This window comes from Microbacterium sp. MMO-56, assembly GCF_037146215.1.
Classification (GTDB): Bacteria; Actinomycetota; Actinomycetes; order Actinomycetales; family Microbacteriaceae; genus Microbacterium.
Genome location: NZ_JBBCVW010000032.1, coordinates 1 through 12,403, shown reverse-complemented (window position 1 = coordinate 12,403; position 12,403 = coordinate 1). Strand labels below are relative to the sequence as shown.

16 protein-coding genes are annotated in these 12,403 nt (G+C 67.0%); 15 read left to right on the top strand and 1 reads right to left on the bottom strand.

Annotated features, from left to right (window positions below; all coding sequences use genetic code 11):
• Nucleotides 1-166: 166 nt before the first annotated feature.
• From WFI00_RS17430 to WFI00_RS17400, 7 genes are all read left to right on the top strand, one after another.
• Nucleotides 167-769 carry a hypothetical protein gene (locus tag WFI00_RS17430; protein WP_336633541.1) on the top strand — a complete coding sequence of 201 codons (603 nt, stop codon included), beginning with the start codon at nt 167-169 and terminating at the stop codon, nt 767-769.
• Between the two features lie 44 nt (nt 770-813).
• Nucleotides 814-1,014 carry a type II toxin-antitoxin system HicA family toxin gene (locus WFI00_RS17425; protein WP_016465437.1) on the top strand — a complete coding sequence of 67 codons (201 nt, stop codon included), beginning with the start codon at nt 814-816 and terminating at the stop codon, nt 1,012-1,014.
• Between the two features lie 8 nt (nt 1,015-1,022).
• A complete protein-coding gene (locus WFI00_RS17420) occupies nt 1,023-1,418 on the top strand; it encodes a hypothetical protein (RefSeq protein WP_336633542.1) in 396 nt (131 codons plus the stop codon).
• Nucleotides 1,419-1,446: 28 nt separating this feature from the next.
• Nucleotides 1,447-1,689: a hypothetical protein gene (locus WFI00_RS17415; protein ID WP_336633543.1), complete on the top strand. Its 243-nt coding sequence runs from the start codon at nt 1,447-1,449 to the stop codon at nt 1,687-1,689.
• A 9-nt stretch (nt 1,690-1,698) separates the two neighbouring features.
• Entirely contained in the window at nt 1,699-2,202 is a 504-nt protein-coding gene (locus WFI00_RS17410) for a thermonuclease family protein (protein ID WP_336633544.1), read from the top strand.
• Between the two features lie 94 nt (nt 2,203-2,296).
• Nucleotides 2,297-3,070, top strand: coding sequence for a ParA family protein (locus tag WFI00_RS17405; protein WP_336633545.1), 774 nt, complete (start codon nt 2,297-2,299; stop codon nt 3,068-3,070).
• 230 nt (nt 3,071-3,300) lie between these two features.
• Nucleotides 3,301-3,429, top strand: a complete 129-nt coding sequence (locus tag WFI00_RS17400; RefSeq protein ID WP_336633546.1) for a hypothetical protein — start codon at nt 3,301-3,303, stop codon at nt 3,427-3,429.
• Nucleotides 3,430-3,462: 33 nt separating this feature from the next.
• Here the strand turns inward: WFI00_RS17400 and WFI00_RS17395 are convergent, their stop codons facing one another.
• A complete protein-coding gene (locus WFI00_RS17395; protein WP_336633547.1) occupies nt 3,463-3,768 on the bottom strand; it encodes a winged helix-turn-helix domain-containing protein in 306 nt (101 codons plus the stop codon).
• Between the two features lie 162 nt (nt 3,769-3,930).
• Here WFI00_RS17395 and WFI00_RS17390 point away from each other — a divergent pair, with 162 nt between their 5' ends.
• From WFI00_RS17390 to WFI00_RS17355, 8 genes are read left to right on the top strand one after another with little or no spacing between them, the layout of a single operon-like run.
• The gene (locus WFI00_RS17390; protein WP_336633548.1) at nt 3,931-5,148 is read left to right on the top strand and encodes a MinD/ParA family ATP-binding protein; all 1,218 of its coding nucleotides are present in this window, start codon (nt 3,931-3,933) and stop codon (nt 5,146-5,148) included.
• Between the two features lies 1 nt (nt 5,149).
• Complete coding sequence (locus tag WFI00_RS17385; protein ID WP_005053976.1) at nt 5,150-5,431, top strand: hypothetical protein; 282 nt, start codon at nt 5,150-5,152, stop codon at nt 5,429-5,431.
• Nucleotides 5,431-6,108: a hypothetical protein gene (locus WFI00_RS17380; RefSeq protein ID WP_336633549.1), complete on the top strand. Its 678-nt coding sequence runs from the start codon at nt 5,431-5,433 to the stop codon at nt 6,106-6,108. The genes WFI00_RS17385 and WFI00_RS17380 overlap by 1 nt, the downstream gene beginning before the upstream one ends.
• A complete protein-coding gene (locus WFI00_RS17375; protein ID WP_336633550.1) occupies nt 6,108-7,358 on the top strand; it encodes a hypothetical protein in 1,251 nt (416 codons plus the stop codon). Before WFI00_RS17380 ends, WFI00_RS17375 begins: the two co-directional genes overlap by 1 nt.
• Entirely contained in the window at nt 7,355-9,025 is a 1,671-nt protein-coding gene (locus WFI00_RS17370; RefSeq protein WP_336633551.1) for an SCO6880 family protein, read from the top strand. Before WFI00_RS17375 ends, WFI00_RS17370 begins: the two co-directional genes overlap by 4 nt.
• Nucleotides 9,022-10,464 carry an ATP/GTP-binding protein gene (locus WFI00_RS17365; RefSeq protein WP_336633552.1) on the top strand — a complete coding sequence of 481 codons (1,443 nt, stop codon included), beginning with the start codon at nt 9,022-9,024 and terminating at the stop codon, nt 10,462-10,464. The genes WFI00_RS17370 and WFI00_RS17365 overlap by 4 nt, the downstream gene beginning before the upstream one ends.
• Nucleotides 10,461-11,450 carry a M23 family metallopeptidase gene (locus WFI00_RS17360; RefSeq protein WP_336633553.1) on the top strand — a complete coding sequence of 330 codons (990 nt, stop codon included), beginning with the start codon at nt 10,461-10,463 and terminating at the stop codon, nt 11,448-11,450. The genes WFI00_RS17365 and WFI00_RS17360 overlap by 4 nt, the downstream gene beginning before the upstream one ends.
• 8 nt (nt 11,451-11,458) lie before the next feature.
• Nucleotides 11,459-11,806 (top strand): hypothetical protein, encoded by a 348-nt coding sequence (locus WFI00_RS17355; protein WP_336633554.1) that lies wholly within the window; start codon nt 11,459-11,461, stop codon nt 11,804-11,806.
• Nucleotides 11,807-12,403 lie beyond the last annotated feature (597 nt).

The following is a 12,403-nucleotide window of genomic DNA, read 5'->3' as shown; positions in this document are numbered from 1 at the left end:
TCTCCGGACGAACAGGTTGCTTGGTCGCTACCGATCCTCCGGGCCTCGACCCACCTCACCCCGTCACGCCACGCCCGAGCGCCTCACCCCACCCAGAATGCGCAGAGCCCGATATCGCCTGTCCGCCAGTTGTTGCGGCGTGAGCGCCACTGTGGCCGCTCCCCTGGTGGCGGCGATCGAGGAAGCATGGGCCGCGATCCGTGAGCGTCACCAGGACGTGCCCGAGGTCGTCGTCACGCTCGGCAGCGGCAGCGACGCCAAGGGCATGAAGCTCGGCCACTTTGCGGCACAGCGGTGGGTACGCGGTGAGGACGAGCTGCACGAGCTGTTCGTCGGCGGTGAAGGGCTCGTGGCGGGGGCAGCGTCCGTGCTTGCGACGCTGCTGCACGAGGCCGCCCACGCCGCTGCGACCGCTCGCGGCATCCAGGACACCAGCCGTCAGGGCCGCTACCACAACCAGAAGTTCAAGGCGATTGCCGAGAGCTTCGGCCTCACCATCGAGCACGACGCCCGGATTGGGTGGAGTGTCACCGCCCTGCCTGAGCGCACCGAAGCCGCGTACGCCGACACCATCGCCATGCTGCACCGGGCGATCACGGCGCACCGTCGCGCCGAGGCCGTCACCGTAGGCGGAGGTCGCAAGAGCAACAACAACGGTGCTTCGGCCGAATGCGGCTGCGGGCGCAAGATTCGCGCGTCCCTGACCGTCATCGAGGCCGGCCCCATCCTCTGCGGACTCTGCGGAACCGAATTCACCGCGGATGTATAGCCCAGGCTTGACATTGCGTGTATAGGGAGGGGTATACTAGAGTCATGAAGGAAGCGAAGCGAGGCGAGGTCGAGAAGTTCCTACGCGAGCAGGGCTACTCGGTTGCCAGCGACAAAGGCGACCACACGAAGTGGAGCAAGCCGGGGGCACGTTCGATCCCGCTCCCCCGCCACAACCGGATTTCACCGGGTGTGCTCCGGTCGATCGAAAAGGTGATCGGCCACCTCCCCGAAGAGTGGAAGTGAGACAGAACATGACCCGCAAGACCTACCAGCTCACCGCGACCCGAGAGGGTCAGTGGTGGATCATCGACGTTCCCGAGCTTGACTACCGCACCCAGGCGCGCAAGCTCGACCAGGTCGAACACATGGGCCGCGACCTGATCGCGCTTATGGAGGACGTGCCCGCCGACAGCTTCGACGTCGCGACGGTCGTCGCCATGCCCGAGAGCATCGCCGCTCAGCTCGATGAGGCCACCCGACTCGAACACGAAGCCCGCGAGGTCGCCGCACAAGCGGCGCGCGATCGCCGCGCGGCCGCGCGTGCACTCCACGACACCTACGGGCTGTCAGCGATCGAGGTTGCCGCCGTTCTCGGCGTGACCCGTGCACGGGTGTACCAGCTCCTAGACGAGAAGGCGACGGCCTAACGTCCGAACCCCCAGAGAGGATCGATCCATGACCATCCGCACCGCCACGAGCGTCATCGTCAGAGTTACGACGACTGACAAAACCGGCGCCGAGAGAACCACCAACTACGGCCCTTTCCTCCCGCATGTCGGCTCAGCGACGACTTCGTTCGAGCAGCAGATCGCCTACGAGTTGGAGGCAACCGGGAAGTACCTCCACGTGGATACCTCGATTGAGGACGTCTACATCGGTGCAGAAGAGTCCGACTGTGCCTTGCGTGCGACCCGGTAGGAACTCTCCATGCGGCTGCAAAACGTTGGGTGCGGCGCGATCGTTACCGCCTGCACCCTGACGGTAACCGCCTGCACCCCGACGCCGCTGGCGGCGGCCGGTGCCGAGCGCGGCCGTGTCGCGGCCGTGATCGACGGCGACACGATCAGGGTCGACACAGCGACCGGCACCGTGCGTGTGCGCATCATCGGGATCAACACCCCCGAGGTAGGGCGCGATGGGCAGTCGAGCGAGTGCTACGCCGAGCAAGCTCGCGACTACCTCGACCAGCTCGCCTACGGGCGAACGGTCGACCTGTCCCCCGACCCCTCCCAGGCTGATACGGACAAGTACGGCCGGCTGCTGCGACACGTCTACCTCGACGGCGTGAACGTCGCCCTCACGGAGATTCAGGCCGGCGTCGGCGCGGAGTACACCTACGACAAGCCCTACAACGGACAGAGCGACTACCGCGCCGCACAAGCAGCGGCGCAAGCCGCCGGCCGCGGACTGTGGGGCTCCTGCACCCCTTAGCTAACTATCTTTCTAGAAAGCTATCTAGAAAGATAGTTAGAGAGTTAGCCAGATAGTTAGAACGCTAGATAGAAAGAAGGGTTACACTGCGAGCATGCAAACCGTGATGGTCTACAGCGAGGCCGGCGGCGTCAGCAAGACGACCGCGGCCGTGTCGGTGGCGATGACTGCGGCCGAAGCGGGGCACCGCACCGTCCTGATCGACCTCGACCCCCGCGCCGCCTCGACGAAGTGGACGCGCATCGCGCCTGTGGGGGAGGGGCTGCACGTCGGCGCCATTCTCGGCGCCAAGGAAGAGCCCACCGGCTGGGCGGAAGACCTGGCGGTGCAGAGCACGTGGCACCCGCTGCTGCGCGTGATCCCCTCCGCGCGCGACCTGAGCAACCGCGAGAGCGACCGCGACGACTACGCCGAGCTGCGCCTAAAGACGTCGCTCGTCGACCTGCAAGCCGACGTCGTGGTGATCGACTGCGCCAACCGGCAAGGCGGACCCCTGACCCTCTCGGCGCTGCACGCGGCCGACCGCGTGCTGTACGCCGCTACGGCGTCCGATTCCGGGGTGGATGGGGTGACGGGTGCTCAGCGCACCGTCGACACGTTCAGGCGCAGCATGGCGCGTCTGGGAGCGGCCACGACGATCGAAGAGGCCGGTGTGGTGATGACCCGTGACGGAACCGGGTTCTTGTCCTACGCCGAGCAGGATGCGATCGACCAGGTGCGCGAGCTGGCGCCGATCATCGAGCCGATCGTGCCGCACCTGGCGATTGTGCCCGAGGTTCGCATGGCGGGGGAGTGGTACGGCGCGTACCGCAAGGGCGCCCCGATCCGCGATGCGTACACCGAAGTGATGCGAAAGGTGATCCGATGACCACGCCACAGCCCGACCGTCCCGCACGCACTCGTCCCCGCCCCGCCGCCGATGCAGGGGTGGACCCGATCGACTTCGGAACGCGCGCAGCTCCCGCAACCGCCCCCACGAGCCCAGTCGAGGGCAAGGGCGCCCCGGCGCCCGCGGCAGCTCCCGAGCAGCCGGCAGCGGCGCCCACAGCCCCCGTGGTGCCCGCGGCCGCGCCGCAGACGCCAGCCGGGGGAGCTGAGGTGACCGTGCAGCTCGCCACCCGCATCAGCCTGAACGTGAACGACGTGCTCACCCAGGCGTACCGGCGCACCGGCAAGAAGAAGCGCGAGCTGATCGAGGAAGCGATTCTCCGCACCTGGTCGAACTGACACGTACGTGTCAATAGCTCGAGCGGGCGGTGCTCAGCTGAGAACCCAGCTCACGAACGCGAGCAGTTCGGTCGTGACTCGCTCGCGGTTGGCCGCATAGCGGCTGCCACGGCCGGCGCGGCTCTCGATCGCGGTGATGAAGCCGCGTTCTTCGAGCTCGTTCAGAGCGTCAATCGTCGTCGTCACGGCAAGCCCGGTTGCCCGTGTGACCTCAGCCCGCGTGGCCGAGGGGACGCGAAGAAGGTGGCGAAGGCAGATGAGCCGCGACTCGTTCTGAACCACCCGATGCGCGTTGAGCGCAGCCCCGGTGAGGTCGGGGATAGGCGGGCGGCGGGGCATGCCGACATTCTGCCAGCTAGGGGGCGCTCCCTATGAAGACGAGCCCGCCATCTGTTCAGCTTACGGATTATTCGTTAGCCTGTTGGTGGGCGGGTTGACCTGACATCGCGGTTTCGATGTCACTCCCGCGGGCTAGCATGTACGAAAACGCAGGGGGTGCGCATGACAAACTACGAGACGCCGCAACCATTCCGGGGCGCTAATCGCGCTCAGGGATACATCGAAGAAGCCGACGTCGTGTCGGCTCGCGACATTCCGCGCGCTGTCCCCCAAATGGGGGACACAGCGAATAATGCGTCTGAGTCCACCGCCGAGCAGCGCCTTGCGCAGTTTCGGACCGACTCGTCGGCTGACGCGCCAACGACGGACGTGCCCGCGCCGGTCGCGAATGCGGCGCCGATCGTGGACGCGCCGACAACCGCGGCCGAGCCGCCAAGGCCGGCAGGCGTCCCGAACGTCGACCTTCGGATGACGAGGCGGGAAGCGACGGAAACGTCGCGCCACGGCTGGCGGGGAGTGCTCCGCAACATGGGCCTCACGATCAAGCCGAGCGCCGCTGAAACCCGCGCGGCCGAGCTGGGGCGTGCTCGCTCGCTGATCCGGCTCTCGCAGTGGCAGCGCAGCGTCGGCATCCTGGTCGCCAACCCGAAAGGCGGAGTCGGCAAGACTCCCCTCTCGCTCGCGATCGGTGGATGCTTCGCAACCATCCGCGGGGGAGGGGCCGTGGTCGTCGAGGTCGCAGACGACCCGGGCGCACTGTCTGTGCGCGCCGAGGGACGCGCGCCCGTTGGCGTCGCCGAACTGTTGAGAGATATCGAGGAGATCCGCGGTGCCGGTCACTTGGCCGGCTACGTGTCGCAGCAGACGAGCTACGCAGCCGTCATCGGCACCGTTGGCGATCGCGACGCACTGACCGGGGAAGACGTGCACCGGCTCACGCGCAAGCTTGATGAGTTCTACCCGGTGCGCGTGATGGACACTGGCAACCAGCCCAGCTCGTCCGCGTTTCATGGAGCGTTGGAGCACACCGACGTTCTCGTGATCCCCGTGCTCGACGCTCTCGACGCACTGCAAGGTGCGATGCAGCTGTTACGGCACCTTCACCAGCTGGGAGGTCACGCGCAGCACCTGGCGCAGACAGCGATCGTCGTGCGTACCCACGACGGGCGCCCCGAGGATGCCGAGGTTAGTCGCGTGGTGGGCGAGCTGCTCGAACAGTCCGGCATCCAGGCGATCCATCATGTGCCGGTCGATCGGCACATTGCGGAGCGAGCCGCGCTGACCTATGGACAGCTCGCGCCTGCGACCACCGACGCGATCACGCGGCTCACTGCCGGCATCGTCGACCAACTCAACACCGAACTGCGAAAGGCCCAGTGACATGAACAACCCGCTTGACGGCATCATCCCGGACTTCACCATCTTCGGAGCGCAGTTCACGCAGCTCTGGCAAAAGCTCCTGGCCGGGCTTTGGGGCATCGCGATCGTCGTCGTGATCGTCTGGCTCATCATGGGCCTGGTCAAGATGGGGCAGAACAGCGAAACGAACCCCCAGGCTGTGGCCGCAGGCAAGCAGCAGGTCATTACGGCCGGCATCAGTCTCGGATGCCTGGCCGCGCTGACCGTGATCGTCGGCGCTATACTCGCGATCTTCGCCCGCTGATGAACGCTCTGCCCGCTTCTCCGCGTCGCCGGCGGTGGCTGTGGGTCGCCGCTGCCGCGGCGGTCCTCGTGATCGTCGCGGCAGCGGTCGGGCTGAGCCTGGCCAACGGGCCGCGCGACGACGCCGGCCCTCAGCCGGGGCAGAGCGCCCAGCCCTCCACGACTCCGTCGGCGCCCGCCTCGTCCGCACCCCCTGCGGCGGCGGGCGTCGACGGCTGCCTCGGTGGTGACTCTCGCAGCCCGCAGGCCGTCCTCGACGCACAAGCGAAAGCACCCCACACACCCGAAGGCGCCGTGTCCTTCGCGATCGCCTTTGCCCGGTGGCTTGCTCAAAAACCGGCGGTGCCACAGGACGAAGTGACGCGGATTGCGAACAGCGCATCGCGCATCCCGAATCTCGCGGAGGTCGCGGCCTCAGCGTCGAAAGTTGACGCCAGCCAGTTTTACGTCACGAGCCTGAACGGGTTCTACCGGATCGAAAGCGTCACGCCCGAACGGGTGGAGCTGACGCTGATGCTCCCGCTCGTGGTCAGTGGCGCGATCGACCCGACCCTGAACCTGATGCCGTCCTATTCCGTCGTCTGGACCGATAACGGCTGGGTTATCGAGGACGGGCTGACGGTGAAGGACGCGAACACTTTGCGCAGCACCGGGGTATCGATCCCTGGGGGGTGCTGATGTTCAAGACAGACGCCCCAAGCCTGCCCGACATCATCGGTGGAGCGGTCGACTCCATCGGTGGCGTGGTGAATTTCTGGTCTGACCCGTGGGGCAACATGTACAAGACCGGGCGTGAGGCGGTCGCGAGCCTCAGCCGTGACGTCATCCCCGCGATCACGGGTTCGACGCTTCCTGACCTCACGCTGCCGTCGTTCATCAGCACCTATCAGGTGTCGTTCGCGATGGGGCTGATGCTCGCGATCGTGCTGCTCATCTTCCAGTTCGTGCGCACCGCACGCGGAAAGATGAGCGGGCAGGAGCTTTTCGACTCGATCGCGCTGTACTTCCCCGGTTTCCTTCTCGGCGTCAGCTTCGGCCCCGCGATCGGTCTGCTGCTCGTCGAGTTCGTACGCGCGCTGACCCGGAGCCTCATCGGGTGGGCGTATGGCGGCACGATCGACCAGATGATCACCACGTTCGCGCAGCTCGCTGTCGATGACCCGAGCAAGATCGCGGGCGGCGCCGCTGTCGGCGCGATCATGGTCTGGTGCATGGTGATCGGCCTGCTGATCATCCCGGCGATCTTCGTTTTTCAGCTCGTCGTGCAGTACTTCTCCGGCGTGCTGATCCCGCTCGCGGTGGTGTGGATTGTCGACAGCGGTCGCCGCAGCGCGGGCATGGCCGCGGTGCAGGTATGGGTTGGGATGCTCGCTGTACAGCCGATCCTCTTCCTGATGCTCGGGTTCGCTTTCCGGCTGAACATCGACGCCGTAGGCCAGTGGGGGAACGACGGCTTCAAGAACCTTGTGGGGCTGCTTATCGCGGTCATCGCGAACTTCCTCGCGGTGTTCGCGCCCTTCGTTCTTATCTCGTGGGGCAAGAAGCACCTAGCCGGTGCGCCGGCATCCGAGAAGATGCCGACCACGCCGCTGGGTCCGTCCTCGCCGGGAGCGGTGCGCTCCACGCCGGGAGCTAAGACGCCCGCGGCGCGGTCGGCACAGCCCGTCCGGGCCTCCGCTACCCCCTCGAACGCGCGCGGCGCGACGGCTACGAGGATCGGCGCTGAAACGGCCAGCGCTCGGGGTCGCAGCGCTTCGGTGTCGACCGGGGCGAAAGCGGCAGGTATCGGGACGAAGGCAGCGGGCGCGGCCACGGCGGGCGCGACGGTCGCCGCTCAGGGGGCGGTCACCGCCACCCGCAAGGCGAGCGAGACAGCGCACACGAGCATCACACCGCCGCCGGTTCAGGGGAAGGAGCGCCCACAGTGAGCGACACGCAACAGCCAGAGCGCGGAGTGTTCATCCTCGGCGGCGAGGGCAGCCACCGCGGCCTCTTCGGCACTCAGAACAAGACCCGGGCATGGGGCACCGTCGCGATCATTGCCCTCGGAATGGTGTTCACACCCTCCTTCGGGTGGCCCGCGATCGTCGCGGCCGTGCTGGCAGTCGGGGTGCTGATCGTCGTGAGTAGCGGCACGCACAACGGCAGCATCCTCGAGCGGCGGCGTCGCCAGCGTCGCTACCGCACGGCACGGCAGAGCCACGCCGACGAGTACATTCCCTACGACCCGGACCGGGCGGCGCTGCTGACAACCGCTCTGGCTCAGACCCGCAAGAGCAAGGAAAAGACTGATCGGGAAGCTCGCGGCGCGTGGGCGCGCGAGCTGTCCGCGATGCGCGCCAACCCGGACGGGTGCGACGGGATGGGCTGGTTGCAGTCTGGCCGTGGCGTGCCCGGTATCGCCTGGCACGGTCCTGCCGGTGAAGAGCCCTACCTGAGCGTCGCGTTCGCGGTGAGTGGTCAGCTGCGCGGCATGGAGTCGCCCGAGAACGTCATCCTCGGCGCGGAGGCGTTCGGCGCTTTCCTGGCCAGCAAAGCCGCCCCGTCGTCGTTGCTGCGCGTCGTGCAGCCCGTGACCCGTGTTCTGCCGGCGGATACCGCCCTGCAGGAGTTCTGGGTGCTCAACAACATCGACCCCGCCGCACCCGATTGGGCGAAAGCCTCCTACGAGGAAGTCCTGTTGGAGTCGTCACGCGGCGCGATGGTGCAGCGACACTACGTCGTCGGCCGGTGGCCTCTCAACAGCCGGTTCGTGCAGCAAGCCCGCAAGTACGGCCGTGGCCGCGACGGCTGGCGCAAGCTCATGGCCTCCGAGATTGAGTCGTTCCGGCGCGGGTTGCTGGACTGCCGCAACGGATGGGTGGAACCGCTCACCGCGCGCGGCACGGCCGCGGTCATCCGTCACATGCAGAACCCCTCCCGGCCGCTCGACCTGGTGCGCGACGTCGAGCCGACAAGCGTGGGGGAGCGGTCACCGGGCGGCGAGTATTCGGCGCACGTCGTCGACGGGATCGACCCCGAAACGGGCCAGTCCGTGCAGTGGTGGCACCGTACGGCCGCGATCCGCGCCGACAACCTGACCGTCGCGCAGCGGCGCCCCCTGTGGCTGCTTGACCTCCTCGTGGGCCGTGAGCTCGACGTGATCCGTACGGTGACGTTCCACATCGAGCTCGTGCCGGCGGTCGAGGCGCGCCACGCAGCCCGTCGCGACCTCGTGTCGGATATGGCTACCGAAGTCTCGGAGACTGCCAACGGCCGTATCCCTCTCGACGAGGGCAGCGTGCGCGTCGCAGCCGCGCAGCGTCGCCGCGCCGACCTGGCCGAAGGCAGCGGCCACCACGGCACGAACTGGGTTGGCTACATCACGATCACCGCCGACAGCCGCGATCAGCTCGTCATGGCCAGCCGTGAGCTGGCCGAGCTGTGCGCGAACGAGGTCGGCATTCAGAAGCTGGAATGGCTCGACTCCTACCAGCCCGCCGCGAGCGGCACCACGTGGCCAATCGGCCGCGGCCTCCGCCCGCACACGCCCACGTTCGGCGCCCGCGTGATGCGGATGCTCGCAGGTGGGGGAGACAAGGAGGCGATCGCATGAGCGGCACCACCGCGCCGCGACGGTCCCGGCGTGCCCGCAAGAGCGCCGAAACGGTCGACGTCGCCGCTGATGAGCCGATCGACAGTGAAGCCGGCGAAGTCTCGCCGTACGAGCTGCCGGGGCCGCAGCGGCGCGCCAAGACCCGTAAAGCAGAGCGAGGCTACTACGCGCCCGTCTTTCAGGGTGCCCCGTCGACCACGCGTCAATCCTCGGTGCTGAACACCGCTCTTATCGGCCCGGTGACCGGCACCGCCGGCGTGGCCAACGGGCGCGACATGCTGTCGCACTCCCTCATCACGCACGACCCGGTGACGGCGTACAACTCCACGCCGCGGCTGATTTCTAGCCCGAACTCGATCGTGTGCGGGGGAGTGGGTGGCGGAAAGTCGAGCTTCGTCAAGACGGTCTACGTCACCCGCCCGCTCGTGATCCGTTACCGTCGCGCGGTCATCTTCGACAAGAAGGCCCGCGGCGGTGAGGGCGAGTACGCCGAGCTGGTGCGCGAGTGGGGCCAGGGTGAACCCATCCGGTTTACCACGGACGGCTCAGGCTCACGCCTCAACCTTCTCGATCCGCTGATCGTGTCTCAGATCGGTGACGCCGGCACGTACCGGCTGCTGCACGCGATCGTGCGCATCGCACGCGACGGCGCCCGCATCGACGACTGGGAAGAGGAAGCCGCACGCTCCGCCCTGAAACGCACCCTCGCCGCCTACGACGGGGTGCGCGCGCCCACGCTCGCTGACCTTCTGCCCCTGCTGGGCAGAGTCGATGACTACTCCGACCTCACCGAGCACGCACGCGACCGTCTCCACCAGGCTGGCCTCGGCGTCCGGTTCACTCTGGAAGGGCTGCTCGACGAGTACGGCGGGATGCTCGACGGCGACACGAGCGAGAACGTGAACCTCACCGGCAAGCTCACGAGCTTTGATATCTCGCAGCTTCCCACCGAGGGGCCGTCCTCGCATGTGGTCCGCGCGATCGGCAACCAGTGGATGCTGGGCCGTCTGCGCACCGATCCGGGCTGGCAGACCACGTGCATCAACGAGGAAGGCTGGGACATGGTGGACGGGCCGGCCGCGCACCTTCTGAAATCGAATCAGAAGCTCTCCCGCGGTGTCGGCTTGAACAACGTGTTCGTGTTCCACAAGGGCCTCGACATCCCTCTCGACTCACCCGGCCGCACCGTCATCAGCGAAGCGCAGAGCATCTACGTGTTCCGCCAGGACCGCAAAGAAGATGCCGACTGGGCCGTGCGCACCTTCGGCTTCGACCCGTCAACATCGACCGTCCTTCAAAACCTCGCGCCCGGGCAGTTCATCTTCAAGTACGGCAACGTCCCCGAAACGCACGTCGAGCACGTGCGTTCGTCGATAGAGGTCGGACTGACCGACACCGACGAGGGGATGCGAGGGGACCACCGCCGGGACGACGCATGAGAAAGATCGTCGCAGGGCTCGTCGTCGCGATGCTCGCCGGCCTGTTCGGCGTGACGTTCGTTCTCGGCTCCGTGCAGCGCGCCGACGCGCACGGCATGTGCCTCAGCGACACCAACGCCCTGCCCGCCGGCGTCGCCGGCTACAAGGGCGACCAGCTCGTAAACGCCGCCGCGATCATCCGCGCCGGCATCGACCTTGGCGTCGACCAGCACGGCCAGGTGCTCGCGATCATGACCGCGATGGGCGAATCCGGCCTCCGCAACCTCACCTACGGCGACTGGGAAACTTCCGGCGTCACCAACCCCAACGGCACCCGCACGACCAGCATTGGGCTGTTCCAGCAGCAGGACTCGTGGGGGAGCGTTCAGGAACGGATGGACCCCGCCCGCTCCGCCAGCCTGTTCTACAGCCGGCTACTCGCCGTCCCCCGCTGGCAGAACATGGCCCCGACCCTCGCTATCCACGCCGTGCAGATCAACGCCGACCCGCAACACTACGCACGCTACGAGAAGGACGCCACCGCGATCGTCACCGCGCTCACCACGAGCTGCCCCAGCGGGTCGGGAGCGTGGATCGTCCCGGCCCGCGGACACGTCACCGACACATTCGGCTCGTGCGCGATCGACCGCCCCGGCCAGGACGACAAAACCTGTCACAAGGGCACCGACCTCGCAGACGGCACCTGTGGGGGACCGATCTGGGCGGCGGGCGCCGGCAAGGTCACCTTTGCCGGCGTACAGCCCTTCCGCGGAAACGTCGTGTGGATCGACCACGGCGGCGGGATCGTCACCGGCTACTTCCACATGGAAGCCGGCCTACTCGTGAAGGCCGGCGACGTCGTGAGCCCCGGAACGCAGCTCGGGAAGATGAGCGACACCGGCTACGCGCTGGGCTGTCATCTGCACTTCCAGGTTGAGAAGAACGGCACACCGATCAACCCCGAACCCTTCATGGCCGCACAAGGCGCCCCACTACCGCACCAATAGGAGGAAGCATGATTCAGGTACCACCCGCCAGCAGCGTCTTGTTGGGACTCCGGTTCGAGCTATTCGACGACGGCGGGAATGTGGTCGCGGCGCTCTGGCGCGAGGACGTACAAGGGGCGACCTGCCCGCGTCCAGGGGACAGCATCGGCCGGGGCTCCCTCGGTCACAAGCTCCAGGAGCTTGTCGGACTCGACCTCACCGTCCATCACGTCGACCACTACTTCACCATCCCCGGCGTGAAAGACGAGGCCCCACTCGCCATGGTGGTTATCCGCCCTCGTCCGCAGAGCTGGCGGAACATCGAAGCCGCCGCCCCTGAACTTCGCGCTCAGGGATGGAGCCTGCATCTCTTCTAGCGGAATCGCGCATGGTCACACGCTCCCGCGGCCGTCACGCCGGCAGCTCGTGGATCGGAACTCGGCATGTTCGGCACCCAGACCGATCCGACGGAGCCCTAGAAAATCCGCGGGTCCAGTGGTGGACTGTAGGGAGCTCATCTTGGCGAAGGAGGTTGAAGTGCGCCGACTGATGTTCTGGGCGCGCCGTGGGACCTTCGTGATTGTGATTGCGGCGCTTGCCTTGATGGGGGTCGTTTACATAGGCGGGAGTGTTTTCGGCAATAACTCGATAGCGGAAAGCGCGGGAGTCTGGCTTTTCTGGAGTGTGCGAGTTGCTTTCGTCGCCGGCCTCGTTTTCGCGATCCTCTCCGCGAGTGGGCGTGCAGCTGCTCGCCGTGGCGCGCGCGAGGGCGGGATCCAGATCAATGCCCTCTACCTTGGCCAACGTCCGCCTACGGAGACTCGCAAGTCCGCCGAAGAATACTCGGTGTTCCCTCCCCAAAACTGGCTCTGCGCATTCTAGGTGGGGGTGAGGGGGTCAAGTCCGCCGGCGATCAGGAGCATGCGGAGCCGGTAGTTGTCGTAGTTGGTGAAGCCGCGGGCGATCCGGCGGGC

Coding starts and splice junctions, on each gene's coding strand:
- WFI00_RS17360 (WP_336633553.1), top strand. CDS start 10,461: ATGAGAAAGATCGTCGCAGGGCTCGTCGTCGCGATGCTCGCCGGCCTG.
- WFI00_RS17415 (WP_336633543.1), top strand. CDS start 1,447: ATGACCATCCGCACCGCCACGAGCGTCATCGTCAGAGTTACGACGACT.
- WFI00_RS17425 (WP_016465437.1), top strand. CDS start 814: ATGAAGGAAGCGAAGCGAGGCGAGGTCGAGAAGTTCCTACGCGAGCAG.
- WFI00_RS17375 (WP_336633550.1), top strand. CDS start 6,108: ATGTTCAAGACAGACGCCCCAAGCCTGCCCGACATCATCGGTGGAGCG.
- WFI00_RS17410 (WP_336633544.1), top strand. CDS start 1,699: ATGCGGCTGCAAAACGTTGGGTGCGGCGCGATCGTTACCGCCTGCACC.
- WFI00_RS17395 (WP_336633547.1), bottom strand. CDS start 3,768: ATGCCCCGCCGCCCGCCTATCCCCGACCTCACCGGGGCTGCGCTCAAC.
- WFI00_RS17405 (WP_336633545.1), top strand. CDS start 2,297: ATGCAAACCGTGATGGTCTACAGCGAGGCCGGCGGCGTCAGCAAGACG.
- WFI00_RS17380 (WP_336633549.1), top strand. CDS start 5,431: ATGAACGCTCTGCCCGCTTCTCCGCGTCGCCGGCGGTGGCTGTGGGTC.
- WFI00_RS17385 (WP_005053976.1), top strand. CDS start 5,150: ATGAACAACCCGCTTGACGGCATCATCCCGGACTTCACCATCTTCGGA.
- WFI00_RS17355 (WP_336633554.1), top strand. CDS start 11,459: ATGATTCAGGTACCACCCGCCAGCAGCGTCTTGTTGGGACTCCGGTTC.
- WFI00_RS17390 (WP_336633548.1), top strand. CDS start 3,931: ATGACAAACTACGAGACGCCGCAACCATTCCGGGGCGCTAATCGCGCT.
- WFI00_RS17365 (WP_336633552.1), top strand. CDS start 9,022: ATGAGCGGCACCACCGCGCCGCGACGGTCCCGGCGTGCCCGCAAGAGC.
- WFI00_RS17420 (WP_336633542.1), top strand. CDS start 1,023: ATGACCCGCAAGACCTACCAGCTCACCGCGACCCGAGAGGGTCAGTGG.